Genomic DNA, 14,753 nt, shown 5'->3' with positions numbered 1-14,753 from the left:
CTCCGTCAAAGAAGCTTCATCTGCCGCGCGTCGCGCTTTGCATCGACCAACGCCGTGCGCGCCGGTTCGGGAACGGCGAAGCGCAGCGTGTCGAGCCGGTAGCGGATCTTGTTGAGCCCGAGCCGCTTCACCGCCGCCTGGAAGCGCGCGCCGAGCAGTTGCGCGATCGGGCCCTCGCCCTTCATGCGCAGGCCGAACTCGGCCTGGTAGAGCGCGCCGCCGCGCATCTGGCGGATCAGCGACAGCACTTTTTCGGCGCGGTCGGGCCGGTTGGCGCGCAGCCATTCGTCGAACAGATCCTTGATCTCGAGCGGCAGGCGCAGGACGGTGAAGCCCGCGCGCGTCGCACCGGCTTCCGTCGCCTTCTCGAGGATCGCTTCCATCTCGTGGTCGTTGAGGCCCGGGATCATCGGCGCGGTCATCACGCCCACCGGCACGCCGGCATCGGCCAGCGCCTTGATCGCGTCGAGCCGGCGATGCGGCGCCGAGGCGCGCGGTTCCATGTCCCGCGCCAGCGCCTTGTCGAGCGTGGTCACCGACAGGAAGACCTCGGCGAGATTGCGCTTGGCCATGTCGCCCAGGATATCGATGTCGCGCGTCACCAGGTGATTCTTGGTGACGATGCCGACAGGATTATTGAAGTCGGAGAGCACGCGCAGGATCGAACGCGTGATCTTGAGGTCGCGCTCGACCGGCTGGTAGGGATCGGTGTTGGTGCCCATCGCCACCACGTCGGGCCGGTACTTGGGCGAGGCGAGCTCGGCGGTCAGCAGCGTCGCGGCGTCGGGCTTGAACAGGATCTTGGTCTCGAAATCGAGGCCGGGCGACAGGCCGAGATAGGCATGCGTCGGCCGCGCGAAGCAGTAGATGCAGCCGTGCTCGCAGCCGCGATAGGGATTGATCGAGCGGTCGAACGGCACGTCGGGCGAGGTGTTGCGCGCCAGAATCGTGCGCGTGGCGTCCTTGGTGAGCGTGGTGCGCGGCGGCGGCAGCTCGTCCTCGAGGTCCCAGCCGTCGGTGGTGCGGATCTTCTTCTCGTCGTCGTAGCGGCTCGACGCATTGGAGAGCGCCCCCCGGCCGTTGTGCTGCGGCTGGGGAATCTCGTCGTCTGGGTAGAGAGGCTCGCCCGGTTTCTTCATCGCGGCGACTCTTAGAACAAAAAGGGAACGAGTCAAGCCACTGAGTCTGGTGTTAAAGGAGGCTCATGACCACCATCATCTTGCGCCGCGCAGCGGCCGACGATCGGAGCTTCATCGACGGTCTCTCGCCCCGCCTGTCCGGCGTGCCGCGGCCGCCCTGGCACGATCTCGCCGCCATGGAGGGCTTCCAGGACCGGCACATGGTGGCGTCGTTTGCACCGGTGGACGGTGCGGAGACGCTGATCGCCTGCGCCGAGGACGGGCGGCGGCTGGGCTACATCCACCTGCGGCCGGCCAGGGATGGCGTCACCGACGAGCCCTGCGGCTACGTCTCGCTGCTCGCGACGACGCCGGAGGCGGAGGGCATGGGCGTCGCCCATCGCCTGATGGGCGCGGCCGAGGACTGGGCACGCAGCCGCGGCTATCGGCTGCTGAGCCTCGACGTGTTCGCCGACAACAGGCGCGCGGTCGAGTTCTACGAGCGGCGCGGCTTCCGGTCGGAGACCTTCCGGATGGTCAAGCCGTTATAGCCACTCGCTGCGGATGCTGCGGACGACATCGCGCGTAAAACACTGGTCGATGCGCGCATCGATGTGCGCCTTCATGCGTGGATCGAGTCCGGCATCGCTCCATTGCGAAGAATTCGACGGATCGCGCGGGCTACGCGTCTCGACCCGCCAACGCGCCATGAACAGGGTCGTGCGCAGCCAAGTCAGGCGGCGCATCGGCAGCAGCCAGGGCTGCAACGCGTCGGCCGCCGTCTTGCCGATGCGCGCGAGGTAATCGTCGTAGAAGGCTTGCACCTCGGTCCGAGTCAGCAGCGTGCCGACATCGGGATGCCACAGGGTCGAGGTCGGCAGCGTCGCGTGCGCGAGATCGATCGCCGGCGAGCCGACATGTACCTTCTCGAGATCGACGAACCAGGCGATGTGCGAGGCATCGACGAGGAAGTTGCCGGGATGGGTGTCGGCCAGCGCCACCGCGAGCGGCTGGGTGTAGCAGCCAAGCGCCGGCACCAGGGCACGCATGGCCCGCAGCTCCTCGGCGATCGCGGCGCGCGCGTTCGGATCGGGCACGGCCTCGTCGAGGAAGCGCATCGCGTTGAGCTCGATGGCTTCGAGGGTCGCGAGGAAAGGATCGCTCTGCCGCGGAATCGGCGAGCTCGCCGCCGGCAGCGGCAGCGCATGAATGCGCGCAAGCGTATCGGCCATCAGCGATAGCTCGTCCGGCAGCCGCGGCGCGCGGCCGTCGATGAAGTCGACGATCAGCGCGCCGCCCGGCAGGCCGGGGCGCTGATCGATCACCTCGTGCAGGCGCGGTGTGCGGCCGGCGGGTTCGAGATGACGGAAGGCAGCGGCCTGCGCATGCAGGCGGCCGGTGGCCGAAGCATCGCCTTCATGGGCATAGGCGACACGCGCGAGCCGGCCGTTCCTGAGGCGGACATGGCCATGCGCCGTCCCAGTTGCGGGCAGCGCCTCGCCATCGAACGGATCAGCCACTTCGCGGGATCTTGCCTTCGTTCAGCCGCGGCATCAGCTCGGCGAAATTGCAGGGGCGGAAGCGGATGTCGAGCTGCTGGCGCAGGATGTCGTCCCAGCCGTCCTTGCAGGCGCCGGTCGAGCCCGGCAGCGCGAAGATGTAGGTGCCGTTGGCAACGCCGGCGGTGGCGCGGCTCTGCATCGTCGAGGTGCCGATCTTCTGGAAGCTGATCCAGCGGAAGGTCTCGCCGAAGCCCTCGATTTTCTTCTCGAACAGCGCCTCGAGCGCCTCGGGGGTGACGTCGCGGCCGGTGACGCCGGTGCCGCCGGTCGAGATCACGACCTCGACCCTGGGATCGTCGATCCACTTCCTCACCTGGGCGCGGATCTTGTCGACGTCGTCGGTGACGATGGCGCGGTCGGCCAGGATGTGGCCGTCGCGGGCGACGCGCTCGACCAGGGTGTCGCCCGACTTGTCGGTCTCGAGCGTGCGGGTGTCGGAAACCGTCAGCACGGCGATGTTGACCGCCTTGAAGGGCTTGGTTTCGTCAATTTTGTTCATGCGAGCATACTAACGATCCTCGCTTGCCGAGGCGAGACGGCGGGCCTAGATCAGGGGCCATGACCGACTGGAAGCATGACGGCGTGCGGGTGATCCCCGCCGGATCGCTCGACACCAACACCGCCCAGACCCCCGGCATGAACCGCGCCGCGGCGATCAACTTCGCCCGCGTCGGCGCACAGAAGCTGTGGGCCGGCACCGTGACCATCCATGCCCATGCCAAGACCGGCGCGCATCATCACGGCCATCTCGAGAGCGTGATCTACGTCGTCAAGGGCAAGGCGCGCATGCGTTGGGGCGACCAGCTCCAGTTCACCGCCGAGGCCGGCCCGGGCGACTTCATCTACGTGCCGCCCTACGTGCCCCATCAGGAGATCAACGCGTCCGACACCGAGCCGCTGGAGTGCGTGCTGGTCCGCTCCGACAACGAGGCGGTCGCGATCAACATCGACATCGAGCCGGCCGAGAAGCCGGAGACGGTGTACTGGGTCGATCCCACGCACCCGCATCCGCATAAGCATTAGCTAGCGGCTGGCGTCCTGCCGGCGCAGTTGGCCGGGCCAGTTGAGAATCAACCGGTCAGCCGTCACGAGGACCGCATCTTCAATCAATGCCGTCGACACGATGATCCGATCGACGGGATCACCGTGCAGATCGTCCAATTCGGAGGCCCTTAAGGCGATCTCTGCGGACAAGCCGATCTCCCGAACTCCCATGGAGAGCAGCCGACGATGCCAATCGCGCATGCTGGCCAGCTCTTCGATGCGGCCGCGCTTCAGGGCCCAGCCGAGTTCGAAATAGACGATCGTTGAAATCGCCAGGTCATCGGCGGCGAGGGCTGCGTCGCACCTTTGCCTTGCCGCCCTTCCGAGCTTTGGCACCTGCTCGGTCAGCCACAGGATCGTGTGCGTATCGAGCAGTAGGGTCATCGAACCGCCCTTTGATGTTCCGGACTTCGCGTTCTTCGTCCCATTCGTCGACGATCGGCCCGACGATGTCCCCGACGATCTTGAAGGTTCCCTTGGTCGCGCCCCATAGCGTCTTCGGCTTCTCGCGCACGGCGACGATCTGGACCTTGGCCTTGCCGCGCTTGGTCACGGTGATGGGCTGGCCGGTCTCGGCAACCTCGTCGATCAGGGCGAGACAGCGCGCCTTGAAGGCGGCGGCGTTGATCTTGCGGTCCATGGCGGAACCTCGATGTGACCATATTATATGGTCACATCGGACGGGGCTTCAACGGCCGGCGACGTCCTGCTGGCTGTAGCGCGGCCATTCATGGGCCGCGATCTGGTCGAGCGACGGCGTCGGCTGGCCAAGGCGGATCTGGTACATCCAGTAGTTGGCCAGCACCTTGTGCACGAAGTCGCGCGTCTCGTTGAGCGGGATGGTCGCGATGTAGAGCAGCGGGTCGGCCGAGGCGTTCAGCGTGTTGTCCCAGCGCTGGACGTTGCCCGGCCCGCCGTTATAGGCCGCCACCGTGCGCACCAGGTTGTCGTCGACGTCGTTCAGCAGCGAGCCGATATAAGCCTGCCCCAGCGACATGTTGACCGACGGATCCCACGGATCGCCGCCCGCGGTCTCGGGCGCGAACCGGTTGGAGACGAGGCGCGCCGTCGCCGGCATCAGCTGCATCAAGCCCATTGCGCCGACATAGGAGCGCGCCTTGGCATTGAACGCCGATTCCTGGCGCATGAAGCCGAAGACCAGCGCCTTGTCGACCGAGAAGCCCTGCATCGGCTGCCACGGCGGCACCGGATACATCGCGCTGTCGTAGCCCGCGATCTTGTCGCGCTGGTCCCAGGCGGCGTTGCCGATGCGCACCGACAGGCTGGGCAGGTTTGCCTTCTGCGCCACCGCGAGGATGGTCTCGATGTATTTCGGATCGGCGTCGAGCGAGGCGGCGAACAGCTCGCGCTCGGCGGCGGTCGAGGCGCCGAGCTGGAACAGCGCCAGCGCGCGGCGGCCGGCGCGGTCAGCCTTCAGCATGTCGGCGCGCCGGCGATCGAGCTGCGGCAGGCCGAGATCGGGCACGATCTGCATGCCCAGCATCTTCTGCGCGACCAGGCCATGGAAGGTGCGGCCGTGCAGCGCCGCGCGCTTGAGATAGGGCGCGAACTTCTGCGGGTTGCCGGCGAGCAGGTTGGTGCGTGCCGCCCAGAAGGCGCCGGCCGCGAGCGTCCACGACGAGACCTGGTCGGGCGGGGCGTCGGCGACCAGCTCGAAGCGCCGCGCCGCCTCGGCCATGTTGCCGCTCTGGAAGGCCTGGAGGCCGGCCGCCCAGTTGGCATCGGGCGGCGCCGTGACATCGACCGGCACCTGCACGCCGCGCTGCGAATCGGCCTCGAGCGCGCGGGTCCGAATGCGGCCGCGCCACAATTCGACTTCCGGCGCGCCCAGCACCTCGACCGTCGACTTCTGGTCGAGCAGCGCGAAGGCTGAGTTGAACCCGCCGTCGTCGGACATCCGCTGCAGTTGCGCGCGCAGCTCGGCGGCGCGGCCCGCATCGGAGCCATTCACCGTGCGCGCGGCGGCGAAGGTCGGCGACGGCTGGGCCGTGCCGACGAAACTCGACGGTGTGAGGTCGCCCGACGCCCCCTTGGGCCGCCGCACCAGCGCGAGCCGATAGACCGCCGGCGCATCGGGATGGTCGTTGTAGTCCTGCAGCCACTGCGCGAGCTGGTCGTACGCGGCCTGGTGGTTGGGCGCGAGCAGCCGCTGCGCGCCGACATAGCCCATCAACACCTTGTCCTTGACCTGGGCGATCTCGGCGTCGGCCGTTCCCCACTGGCCGCTCGCCTGCGCCTGGAAGATGCGGCGATAGCGGTCGCGGTCCTCGTCGCTCAGGGCCGTCGGCAGGTCGGGCGGCCGGACCTCGTCGAGCTCGATCACCGGCGGCGGCGGCACGAACACCGGACGGCGGGCCACCGGCTGGGCCGCGACATGACGCGCCGGCGCATGGGCCGCCGGCTTCGCGGCGGACGATGTCGCCGCGACCGGCTTGGCTGCCGACGCGGGCTTGGGCGGCGGCTTGGACACGGTCTGGGCGACGGTATGGAAAGGGGACGAAGCAGCAATCGTGGCCAGCGCCCCCGCCAGCACCATAGGCACGAACTGTTTCATGGGCGCCAACCTAGGCGGCGAGCCGCTATACTGCAACAAACGGAGGATGCCATGGTGTCGGTGCAGCAGGTCAAGACGATGCTGAAGTCGGGCGAGGTGTTCGGCTTCTTCGACGTTCGCGAGGAAGGCGAGTTCTCGACCAAGGGCCATCCGCTGTTCGCCACGCCGCTCCCCCTGTCGCGGCTCGAGCCGCGGGTGTTTGCGCTCTTGCCCGATCCCGGGACCCGCATCGTGCTGATGGACAGCGGCGAGGAAGGCAGTAACGGCCGTGCCGCGCGGGCAGCCGCCAGGCTCGGGCAGCTCGGCTACGGCAATGTCGCCGTGATGGATGGCGGATTGAAGGCGTGGCGCGACGCGGGCTACGAGGTCTTCACCGGCGTCAACGTGCCCTCCAAGGCGTTCGGCGAGGTGGTCGAGCACGACAACGACACGCCTCGCATCGACGCCGCCGACGTCCAGAAGCTGATCGATTCGAAGGCCGACATGGTGATCCTCGATTCGCGGCCGATGCCGGAGTTCAACAACATGTCGATCCCGGGCGGCGTCGACTGCCCCGGCGCCGAGCTGGTCTATCGCGTCAAGGACTTCGCGCCCAACCCCGACACGCTGGTCGTCGTGAATTGCGCCGGCCGCACCCGCTCGATCATCGGCGCGCAGTCGCTGATCAATGCCGGCCTGCCCAACAAGGTGATGGCGCTGAAGAACGGCACCATGGGCTGGCATCTCGCCGGCCTGAAGGTGGCGCGCGGCGAGACCAGGTCGTTCGGCCCGCAGAGCGCCGAAGCGGCGAGTTTTGCGCAAGGCGCCGCGTCGACGATCGCCCGGCGCATGAACATCAAGAAGATCGACATGACCGGCCTCGAGGCGCTCGAAGCCAAAGGCGGCCCGCTCTATCGCCTCGATGTGCGCGATCCCGCCGAGTACGCGCAAGGCCATCTCAAGGGCTTCCGCCATGCCGCGGGCGGGCAGCTGGTGCAGGCGACCGATCAATATGTCGGCGCGCGCAACGCCATCATCGTGCTGCACGACAATGACGGCGTGCGCGCCACCATGACCGCGCACTGGCTGATGCAGATGAGCTGGGCCGAGACCTACGTGCTCGACCACAAGCCCGCGGCGGGCGAGCTCACCACCGCGGCCGAACCGCGCTTCCCGGTAGGCTTCGCGATGCCGACGCCTCCGACCGTGTCACCGCAGGAGATGGACGGCGCGCTGGCGATCGATCTCGACACCAGCCTGCGCTATCGCGACGGCCACGTGCCGGGCGCGTGGTTCGCGGTGCGCGCCAACCTCGGCAAGACGATTCCCGAGATGCTCCGGAAGCAGCCGGCCCAGCGCGTCGTGCTGGTCTCGCCCGACGGCGAGATCGCCGCCCTCGCGGCGGCCGAGGCGCAGGCGGCGGCAGGCAGCGTGCCGGTCACGATCCTGGACGGCGGCATGAAGGCCTGGCGCGATGCCGGAAGGCCAGTCGAGACCGGCCACACCCGGATGGCCGATCCGCCCACCGACGTCTGGTACCGTCCTTATGACTTCAAGGAGGATGTCGAGGCGGCGATGCGCCAGTATCTCGACTGGGAGGTCGACCTCGTGCCGCAGGTGAAGCGCGACGGCGACGCAACCTTCGCCGTCTTCAAGCGCTGATCAAGAGCCTAACTACCTGATAGGTAAAGGGAATCGGTTCCTTGACACCGTCCGACCCAACCCCTAGACATCCGGCCGCCGATCCCGAGGCTGATCGCCGGCGGATCGACGAGCTCCAGGCGCAGCTAAAAAAGGCGCGCGGGACCGTCGAAAAACCCCGTGCACCAGCCCTGGTGTCGCACCGCCAGACCGCCGTTGCGTATCGGGTGTTGGTGGATATGATCGCGGGCCTTTTGGTCGGGGGGTTCCTCGGCTATTGGCTCGGCCGCTGGTTGGGTTGGGCGCCGTATGCCTTGATTGGCGGCCTGATCGTGGGGTTCGCCGCCGGCGTCAACAATGCGTGGCGCGCCATCCGGGTTTTCTCGGAAGACGCGAACAAAGGGGAGGATCGCCTCCCCTGAGAGTGGAGTGGGGACGACATGCACAGCCCGATGGAGCAGTTCGAGATCAAGCGGCTGCTCAATTTCCATCTCGGATCGCTGGACGCCTCCTACACCAATTCCGCTCTCTGGATGACCATTGCGGTCATCTGCGCCTTCCTTCTCTTCGTCGTCGGCACCCAGAAGCGGGCGCTGGTCCCGGGCCGCATCCAGGCGATGGCCGAGATGGGCTACGAGTTCGTGGCCGGCATGGTGCGCGACAATGTCGGCGACGCCGGCAAGAAGTACTTCCCGTTCGTCCTGACGCTCTTCGTCTTCATCCTGTTCTGCAATGTCCTGGGCCTGATCCCCTACTCGTTCACCGCGACCAGCCACATCGTCGTGACCTTCGCGATGGCTGCGGTGGTGTTCGTCGGCGTCACGGTGATCGGCTTCGCCCGGCACGGAGCCCACTTCCTGTCGCTGTTCGTGCCGAAGGGCGTGCCCTTCGTGCTGCTGCTGCTGCTGGTGCCGATCGAGATCATCTCCTACTTCGTGCGCCCCTTCAGCCTCTCGATCCGACTGTTCGCCAACATGCTGGCGGGCCACACCATGCTGAAGGTGTTCGGCGGCTTCGTCGTCATGCTCGGCATCATCGGCGGCTGGGCGCCTCTGGCGTTCATCGTGGTCTTCACCGGCCTCGAGCTGCTGATCGCTTTCCTGCAGGCCTATGTCTTCGCGATCCTGACCTGCCTCTATCTCAACGACGCCATCCATCTGCATCACTAAGGAAGGACTAAGTACTATGGACGCTTCTGCAGCCAAGCTCATCGGCGCCGGCCTCGCCACGATCGCCCTCGCCGGCGTCGGCGTCGGCATCGGCAACATCTTCGGCAGCTTCGTCTCGGGTGCGCTGCGCAACCCGGAAGCCGCTCCCCGCGTGTTCGGCAACGTGCTCCTGGGCTTCGCGCTCACCGAGGCGGTCGCGCTGTTCGCGCTGGTCATCGCCTTCATGATCCTGTTCGTGTTCTAAGCCCGAAAGGCTTCGGACCCAGAATCATGCGCAAGCAGGTCTACAGCGCGCTGGCGGCGGCTCTCGTCGCCGGCGCAAGCGGTACGGCGGTGGCAGCCGAAGGCGGCATGCCTCAGCTCAACCCCCACGACTTCGCCCCCCAGATCGTCTGGTTGGTGATCACCTTCGTGGTGCTGTACCTGATCATGTCGAAGCTCGCGATTCCCGCGATATCCGACACGCTCGAGAAGCGCCAGGGCAAGATCCAGAGCGATCTGGACGCGGCCGAGAAGGCGAGCGAGGACACCCGTGCCCTCGTTGCCGCCTACGAGAAGCGCCTCGCTGACGCCCGCGAGGAGGCCCGCAAGCTTCACCGCGAGCAGGCCGAGGCCGACAGCGCCGCCGCCGCGGCCCGCCTCGCCGAGCTCGGCGACAAGCTGAACGCCCGCATCGACGAGGCCGAGAAGCGCATCGCCGGGCAGCGCCAGACGGTGCTGGAAGGCATCGAGGACATGGCGCACGACATCGCCGCCGACGTCTACGGCAAGCTCGCCGGCCAGCCGGCCGATGCGGGTGCGCTGAAGGCCAAGGTCGCCGCCGTGAAGGGAGGCCGCTGATGTTCGGCACCGCATGGGCCGCCGACAAGGCCGCGCAAGCCGCCGTCGAAGGCCAGGACCACGGCTTCTTCGGCAATCCCGAGACCTGGGTTGCCATCGCCTTCCTGCTGTTCGTCGTCCTGCTGGGCAAGCTCCTGTGGACCAAGGTCGGCGAGCTGCTCGACAAGCGCTCGGACACCATCGCCAGGGCACTGGCCGACGCCGACCGCCTGCGCAACGAGGCCGCCGCGGCCAAGGCCCAGGCCGAGAAGACTCTCGCCCAGGCGACCGCCGAGGCCGAGGGCATCCTCGCCCAGGCGCGCGACGACGTGGGCCGCATGCAGGCCCGCGCCGCGACCAGCTTGCAGCACCAGATCGCGCTGCGCGAGCAGCAGGCCCTCGACCGCATCGCGCAGTCGGAAGCCGCCGCCGCCAAGCAGGTGCGCGACACCACCGTCGACGTGGCGCTCAGCGCCACCCGCTCGCTGCTGCGCGAGCAGGTCGGCTCGGGCAAGTCGCAGGACCTGGTCGACCAGGCGATCGCCGAGCTGCCGCGCCGCCTGCACTGAGATTTCAATCGAGATTGCCCGCACATAACAATCGCGGGCTACCTATGGCCCCCGCCCTCCAGGCGGGGGCTTTTCTTTTGCCGCCGCCGTGTCACGCTGGGTCCACGCAACAATCTCGGGAGGATCCATGGCCGACATCACCGTTGCCCGGTTCCGCGACGTCGCCGGCGGCCTGCAGCCGGGCCAGTTCGGCATCGGCGACCGGGTGAAGATCAAGGGCCTCAGCAAGCTCGATCCGATCTACAAGGCGCTGCTCGACCGGCCGATCACCGTGACGCTCGGCCTGATCGGGCCGGACGGCACGGTCGGCCTGACGCCGATGTGGTTCGACTACGAGGGCGACCAGGTGCTGGTCAACACCGCCTCGCACCGCCGCAAGTGCGACTGGATCCGCAAGAGCCCGAAATTCACGATCCTCATCGTCAATCCCGAGAACGCCTATCACTGGGTCCAGCTCAAGTGCTCGGTCGACCACGAGGAGCGCGAAGGGCAGCCGGGCGGCGAGCGGGTGACGCGCCAGCTCGACAAGATCTGGACCAAGTACACCGGCAACCCGCCGCCCTACGGCCTGCGCGATCCGGCGATCGACGAGAAGCGCGTGCTGTTCGTCTGCAACGTCGACCGCATCGCGACCTTCGGCAAGCCGTAGGCCGCGTCTTGGAATCGTAACAGTCGCGTGCGGTCATAGCCGCATGACGACTCTCATCGATCTCAATGCCGAGCTGGCCAAGCTCAAGATGTTCCGCGGCCGCACGCCGACCTCGACGCGCGCGGAGCGCGCGGGATCATCCACCAGGCTGGCGGCATACCGCGACGCCACCCTCTTCGCGAGCAAGTCGGCCGGCAAAGGCGCCTGGGAGCGGCATGCCGACGGCGACGAACTGGTGCACATCCTCGACGGCTCGGCGACCCTGCAGATGGCGACCGAAAGCGGCTCCCAATTCGTCGAGGTGAGCGCCGGCACGATCACCATCGTGCCCCAAGGCGTCTGGCACCGCTTTCATTATCCCAATGGCGTGACCTTGATGACGGTCACGCCCGGACAAAGCGACTACGTCCGAGTCGACACCGACGATCCGTTCTCGGTCGAACCGCAGCGCGACTAGGGCGTGTACTCATTTCCGCGGTACTACGCCTTCGGTTCGTATCGCAAGCCCAGCTTGAGCGTGACTTGGTAGTTCGAGACTTTGTTGTCGCGAATGCTCCCTCGTACGTCCACCACCTCGAACCAGTCGAGATTGCGCAGAGAGCGTGATGCCGTCGCGATCGCGGACTCGATGGCGTCGGAGACGGATTTGGTCGAGCTGCCGACCACTTCAGTCTTCACATACGTTTGGTTGGTCGTCATCGGACTCTCCCTTCTGCGTGTGATCCGCTCTGTTTGCCTGTAGCGAAGAGTGATCCTTTGCGAGGAGGCAGGGCCTGTTTATGAGTACAGGCCCTAGCCCGGCCGGCGCTCGAAGGTCTTCATCCCCTCGGGAATCTGGTGGAAGGGCTGCTTGTCGATCGTGAAGATCGCCATCTGCGGCGTGTACTGCTTGGGATCGTCGAGCGTGCCGACCTTGACCACCACGACCGGCCGGCCCGGCGGCTTGGTGGCGAGATGGGTGCCACAGTCGGGGCAGAACTCTCGCGTCACCGCGCGCTCGAGGTCGCTGCGGGTGAAGCCCTTGGGCGTGCCCTTGGTGTACTTGTGGCCGGCGAGCGGCATGACGATGAACGTGTTGGGCGCGCCGCCGGTGATGTACTGGCATTCGCGGCAATGGCACTGTGCCTGGAGCATCGGATCGCCCTCGGCAACGTAGCGGATGTTGCCGCAATAGCATCTACCTTCCAGCTTCATGTCGTCCTCCTGTAGCGAGTGGGAATCCGGGCGATGTCCTGGATCAGGCCAGGCGGCAGGTCCGAGGGCTTCGCCGAGTTGGCGCTGGCGCTGACCGAATCGACCAGCCCGCCGAAGCGCGCCTCGATCGCCTGGGCGATCTGGTCGTGCCGTCCGACCGCGGAAAAGAGGTGCACGACGTCGTCGCCGACCTCGCCCGCGATCTGGTTCCACTGCCCGGCCTTGGTCATGGCGTTGAGCTTGCGGCCGAGGTCGCCCAGGCCGTGCTCCTCGAACACCGGCCAGTAGGCCGGGGTCGAGCCGTAGAACGCCACGCGGTAGCGCACCCAGTCGAACAGCTTCTGGACCGCCTCGTCGTCCTTGCCGGTGACCAGGAAGCCCGAGCCCGAGATCTCGAAATCCTCGCGCTTGCGGCCGGTCTTGGCGAGGCCGTCATTGATGATCGGCAGGATGCGGTTCTCGAGATACTTGCGCGTGCAGAAGACATGGAGCTTGGCCGCGTCGCTCTCCTCCGCCGCGACCTTGAGCATCGCCGGGCCGACCGCGGCGAGGCCGATGCGCGGCACCGGCGCGTCGTAGGCCTCCGGCACGAAGTTCGGCGTCATCAGGGTGAAGCGGTAATGGTTGCCCTCGTAGGCGAGCTTGCCGTCGCCCTTCCACGCCGCCCAGATCGCGCGCACCGCCTGGATGTACTCGCGCATGCGCGGCGCCGGCGCCGACCATGGCACGGAGAATCGCTTCTCGTTGTGCGGCCGGATCTGCGAGCCCAGCCCCAAGGTGAATCGACCGCCGGTGCTGGCCGCGAGATCCCAGCCGATGTTGGCCGCGATCATCGGCGAGCGCGGGAAGGAGATCGCCACGCCGGTATGCAGCTCGATCTTTTCCGTCGCGACGCCCGCAACGGCCAATGCGAGGAACGGATCGTGCCGGTTCTCCTGCGTGCTGACGCCGGTATAGCCGTCGGCCTCGATCTTCTGCGCTGCCGGACCGACCTTGCGCAGATCCTCCTGGGGAAGTGTGGTGAAGATTCGCATGCGCGAGCGATAACACGCGACACGAGCGGCGCCAAACGGCGCGGCATGGCGGCGGGTTGCAGGGCAATGTCAGGGCAATTGGTGCTTTGGCCACGGCACAGCCACGGCACCACTCCCACGAAGCCGCGTTCTTCCCGGACAGGTTGACAAAACCCAGGAGCTAGCAATGCCGCTTTTCTTCATCATCGCGATCGGTGCCGGCGCCTTCACGCTGGGTGCGACGGCGGTCGACGTGACCAGCGACGTCAACGCCCAGAAGCGCGATGAGTCCGCGCAGATGCAGCAGGTCCAGCCGCAGCAGCAGGCCTACAAGTCTCTGGCCGAGTGCCAGCAGGCTGCCGCGGCCCAGGGCCTGTCGGCCAACGTCTGCCAGCAGGCGAAGTCGTAATCTTCGAAGCGCGAAAGGATTGGGGGGGCCCCGGTCGGGGCCCTCTTTCCATTTCCTAGATCTGGCGCAGCGACACCCGCTCGATCGCATGGTCGGCGCCCTTGGACAGTACGATGTGCGCGCGCTCGCGGGTCGGCAGGATGTTCTCGCGCAGGTTCAGGCCGTTGATCTCGGTCCAGATGCGCCGCCCGGCAGCGCGCGCCTCCTCTGGGTCAAGATCCTTGAAGTGATGGAAGTAGGAGGTCGGCTGCTGGAACACCGTCCGCTGCAACAGCAGGAAGCGTTCCAAGTACCAGGCTTCGATGTCCGACGTGCGGGCATCGAGGTAGATCGAGAAGTCGAAGAAGTCCGATAGGATCACCGACGCCGGCCGGCCGCCGGTGCCGCCCGACAGGCCTGGCTGCAGCACGTTCAGGCCTTCGAAGATCAGCACGTCGGGACGGCGCACCGTCTGCCATTGGTCCGGCAGGATGTCGTAGGCCTGGTGGGAGTAGATCGGCACCCGGACCTCGGCGTGGCCGGCCTTCACATCGGCCAGGAACTGCACCATGCGCCTTGTATCGTAGCTTTCGGGGAAGCCCTTGCGCGACATCAGCTGCTTCTCCTGCAGCTCGCGCAACGGATAGAGGAAGCCGTCGGTCGTCACGAGATCGACCGCCGGGTGATCGGGCCACCGCGCCATCAGCGTCCGCAGCACGCGCGCGAAGGTGCTCTTGCCGACCGCGACGCTGCCGGCGATCGCGATCACATAGGTGCGGCCGCCGATTGGCTGCCCAAGGAAGGTGTCGGCGACGCCGTTGAGATTGCGCGCCGCCCGGACATGCAGGTTGAGCAGCCGCGACAACGGCAGGTAGACGTCCGCGATCTCCTCGAGAGAGACCTTGTCGTTGGCGCCGCGCAGGTCGGCGAGCTCGGCCTCAGTCAGGGTGAGCGGCGTGCTGGCCCGTAGCTTCGCCCATTCGGCTCTCGTGAACGTCCGATAAGCGTCGGCGCGCATCTACCGCTCCGCGCG

The 14,753-nt window shown here is 67.0% G+C and carries 21 protein-coding genes; 11 read left to right on the top strand and 10 right to left on the bottom strand.

Going from position 1 to position 14,753, the window contains the following annotated elements; all coding sequences use genetic code 11:
- Positions 1-5 precede the first annotated feature (5 nt).
- Positions 6-1,139 (bottom strand): PA0069 family radical SAM protein, encoded by a 1,134-nt coding sequence (locus J0J01_RS07020; protein ID WP_296379536.1) that lies wholly within the window; start codon positions 1,137-1,139, stop codon positions 6-8.
- Between the two features lie 65 nt (positions 1,140-1,204).
- On the opposite strand from J0J01_RS07020, the gene J0J01_RS07015 reads away from it, so the two are divergent.
- Positions 1,205-1,669 (top strand): GNAT family N-acetyltransferase, encoded by a 465-nt coding sequence (locus tag J0J01_RS07015; RefSeq protein ID WP_296379535.1) that lies wholly within the window; start codon positions 1,205-1,207, stop codon positions 1,667-1,669.
- On the opposite strand, the gene J0J01_RS07010 is transcribed toward J0J01_RS07015, so the two are convergent.
- Together J0J01_RS07010 and moaB are read right to left on the bottom strand one after the other, a co-directional pair.
- A complete protein-coding gene (locus J0J01_RS07010; protein ID WP_296379533.1) occupies positions 1,664-2,638 on the bottom strand; it encodes an aminoglycoside phosphotransferase family protein in 975 nt (324 codons plus the stop codon). The two genes, J0J01_RS07015 and J0J01_RS07010, sit on opposite strands and share 6 nt — an antisense overlap.
- Entirely contained in the window at positions 2,631-3,179 is a 549-nt protein-coding gene (gene moaB / locus J0J01_RS07005; RefSeq protein ID WP_296379532.1) for a molybdenum cofactor biosynthesis protein B, read from the bottom strand. Before moaB ends, J0J01_RS07010 begins: the two co-directional genes overlap by 8 nt.
- A gap of 59 nt (positions 3,180-3,238) precedes the next feature.
- Between moaB and J0J01_RS07000 the strand changes: the two genes are divergently transcribed.
- On the top strand, positions 3,239-3,703 hold the full coding sequence (locus tag J0J01_RS07000) for a cupin domain-containing protein (RefSeq protein ID WP_296379531.1): 465 nt from the start codon (positions 3,239-3,241) through the stop codon (positions 3,701-3,703).
- On the opposite strand, the gene J0J01_RS06995 is transcribed toward J0J01_RS07000, so the two are convergent.
- From J0J01_RS06995 to J0J01_RS06985, 3 genes are read right to left on the bottom strand one after another with little or no spacing between them, the layout of a single operon-like run.
- A complete protein-coding gene (locus J0J01_RS06995) occupies positions 3,704-4,108 on the bottom strand; it encodes a type II toxin-antitoxin system VapC family toxin (protein ID WP_296379529.1) in 405 nt (134 codons plus the stop codon).
- Positions 4,002-4,364 (bottom strand): type II toxin-antitoxin system prevent-host-death family antitoxin, encoded by a 363-nt coding sequence (locus tag J0J01_RS06990; RefSeq protein WP_296379528.1) that lies wholly within the window; start codon positions 4,362-4,364, stop codon positions 4,002-4,004. Before J0J01_RS06990 ends, J0J01_RS06995 begins: the two co-directional genes overlap by 107 nt.
- 48 nt (positions 4,365-4,412) lie before the next feature.
- A complete protein-coding gene (locus tag J0J01_RS06985) occupies positions 4,413-6,299 on the bottom strand; it encodes a lytic transglycosylase domain-containing protein (protein WP_296379527.1) in 1,887 nt (628 codons plus the stop codon).
- Positions 6,300-6,350: 51 nt separating this feature from the next.
- Here J0J01_RS06985 and J0J01_RS06980 point away from each other — a divergent pair, with 51 nt between their 5' ends.
- The 8 genes from J0J01_RS06980 to J0J01_RS06945 all read left to right on the top strand — a co-directional run bounded on the left by J0J01_RS06980 (position 6,351) and on the right by J0J01_RS06945 (position 11,582).
- Positions 6,351-7,940, top strand: a complete 1,590-nt coding sequence (locus tag J0J01_RS06980; protein WP_296379526.1) for a rhodanese-like domain-containing protein — start codon at positions 6,351-6,353, stop codon at positions 7,938-7,940.
- 41 nt (positions 7,941-7,981) lie between these two features.
- On the top strand, positions 7,982-8,341 hold the full coding sequence (locus J0J01_RS06975) for an AtpZ/AtpI family protein (RefSeq protein WP_296379525.1): 360 nt from the start codon (positions 7,982-7,984) through the stop codon (positions 8,339-8,341).
- Between the two features lie 18 nt (positions 8,342-8,359).
- On the top strand, positions 8,360-9,088 hold the full coding sequence (locus tag J0J01_RS06970; RefSeq protein WP_296379524.1) for a F0F1 ATP synthase subunit A: 729 nt from the start codon (positions 8,360-8,362) through the stop codon (positions 9,086-9,088).
- Positions 9,089-9,104: 16 nt separating this feature from the next.
- Positions 9,105-9,332 (top strand): F0F1 ATP synthase subunit C, encoded by a 228-nt coding sequence (locus J0J01_RS06965; protein WP_147156091.1) that lies wholly within the window; start codon positions 9,105-9,107, stop codon positions 9,330-9,332.
- Positions 9,333-9,358: 26 nt separating this feature from the next.
- Positions 9,359-9,928 carry an ATP F0F1 synthase subunit B gene (locus J0J01_RS06960; RefSeq protein ID WP_296379523.1) on the top strand — a complete coding sequence of 190 codons (570 nt, stop codon included), beginning with the start codon at positions 9,359-9,361 and terminating at the stop codon, positions 9,926-9,928.
- Positions 9,928-10,476 carry an ATP synthase F0 subunit B gene (locus tag J0J01_RS06955; protein WP_296379522.1) on the top strand — a complete coding sequence of 183 codons (549 nt, stop codon included), beginning with the start codon at positions 9,928-9,930 and terminating at the stop codon, positions 10,474-10,476. The genes J0J01_RS06960 and J0J01_RS06955 overlap by 1 nt, the downstream gene beginning before the upstream one ends.
- Positions 10,477-10,603: 127 nt before the next feature.
- A complete protein-coding gene (locus tag J0J01_RS06950; protein WP_296379521.1) occupies positions 10,604-11,125 on the top strand; it encodes a pyridoxamine 5'-phosphate oxidase family protein in 522 nt (173 codons plus the stop codon).
- A 43-nt stretch (positions 11,126-11,168) separates the two neighbouring features.
- Positions 11,169-11,582: a cupin domain-containing protein gene (locus J0J01_RS06945; protein ID WP_296379520.1), complete on the top strand. Its 414-nt coding sequence runs from the start codon at positions 11,169-11,171 to the stop codon at positions 11,580-11,582.
- A 23-nt stretch (positions 11,583-11,605) separates the two neighbouring features.
- Here J0J01_RS06945 and J0J01_RS06940 read toward each other — a convergent pair whose 3' ends face one another.
- The 3 genes from J0J01_RS06940 to J0J01_RS06930 all read right to left on the bottom strand — a co-directional run bounded on the left by J0J01_RS06940 (position 11,606) and on the right by J0J01_RS06930 (position 13,353).
- Complete coding sequence (locus J0J01_RS06940) at positions 11,606-11,824, bottom strand: dodecin (RefSeq protein WP_296379519.1); 219 nt, start codon at positions 11,822-11,824, stop codon at positions 11,606-11,608.
- Positions 11,825-11,917: 93 nt separating this feature from the next.
- Entirely contained in the window at positions 11,918-12,319 is a 402-nt protein-coding gene (locus J0J01_RS06935) for a GFA family protein (protein WP_296379518.1), read from the bottom strand.
- A complete protein-coding gene (locus J0J01_RS06930; protein WP_296379517.1) occupies positions 12,316-13,353 on the bottom strand; it encodes a TIGR03617 family F420-dependent LLM class oxidoreductase in 1,038 nt (345 codons plus the stop codon). The genes J0J01_RS06935 and J0J01_RS06930 overlap by 4 nt, the downstream gene beginning before the upstream one ends.
- 166 nt (positions 13,354-13,519) lie before the next feature.
- On the opposite strand from J0J01_RS06930, the gene J0J01_RS06925 reads away from it, so the two are divergent.
- Entirely contained in the window at positions 13,520-13,741 is a 222-nt protein-coding gene (locus J0J01_RS06925; RefSeq protein ID WP_296379516.1) for a hypothetical protein, read from the top strand.
- 55 nt (positions 13,742-13,796) lie between these two features.
- Here the strand turns inward: J0J01_RS06925 and coaA are convergent, their stop codons facing one another.
- Positions 13,797-14,738: a type I pantothenate kinase gene (coaA, locus tag J0J01_RS06920; protein WP_296379515.1), complete on the bottom strand. Its 942-nt coding sequence runs from the start codon at positions 14,736-14,738 to the stop codon at positions 13,797-13,799.
- Between the last annotated feature and the right edge of the window lie 15 nt (positions 14,739-14,753).

It is taken from the genome of Reyranella sp., assembly GCF_017305915.1.
Classification (GTDB): domain Bacteria; phylum Pseudomonadota; class Alphaproteobacteria; order Reyranellales; family Reyranellaceae; genus Reyranella.
This window is presented reverse-complemented; position numbering and strand designations above follow the sequence as displayed.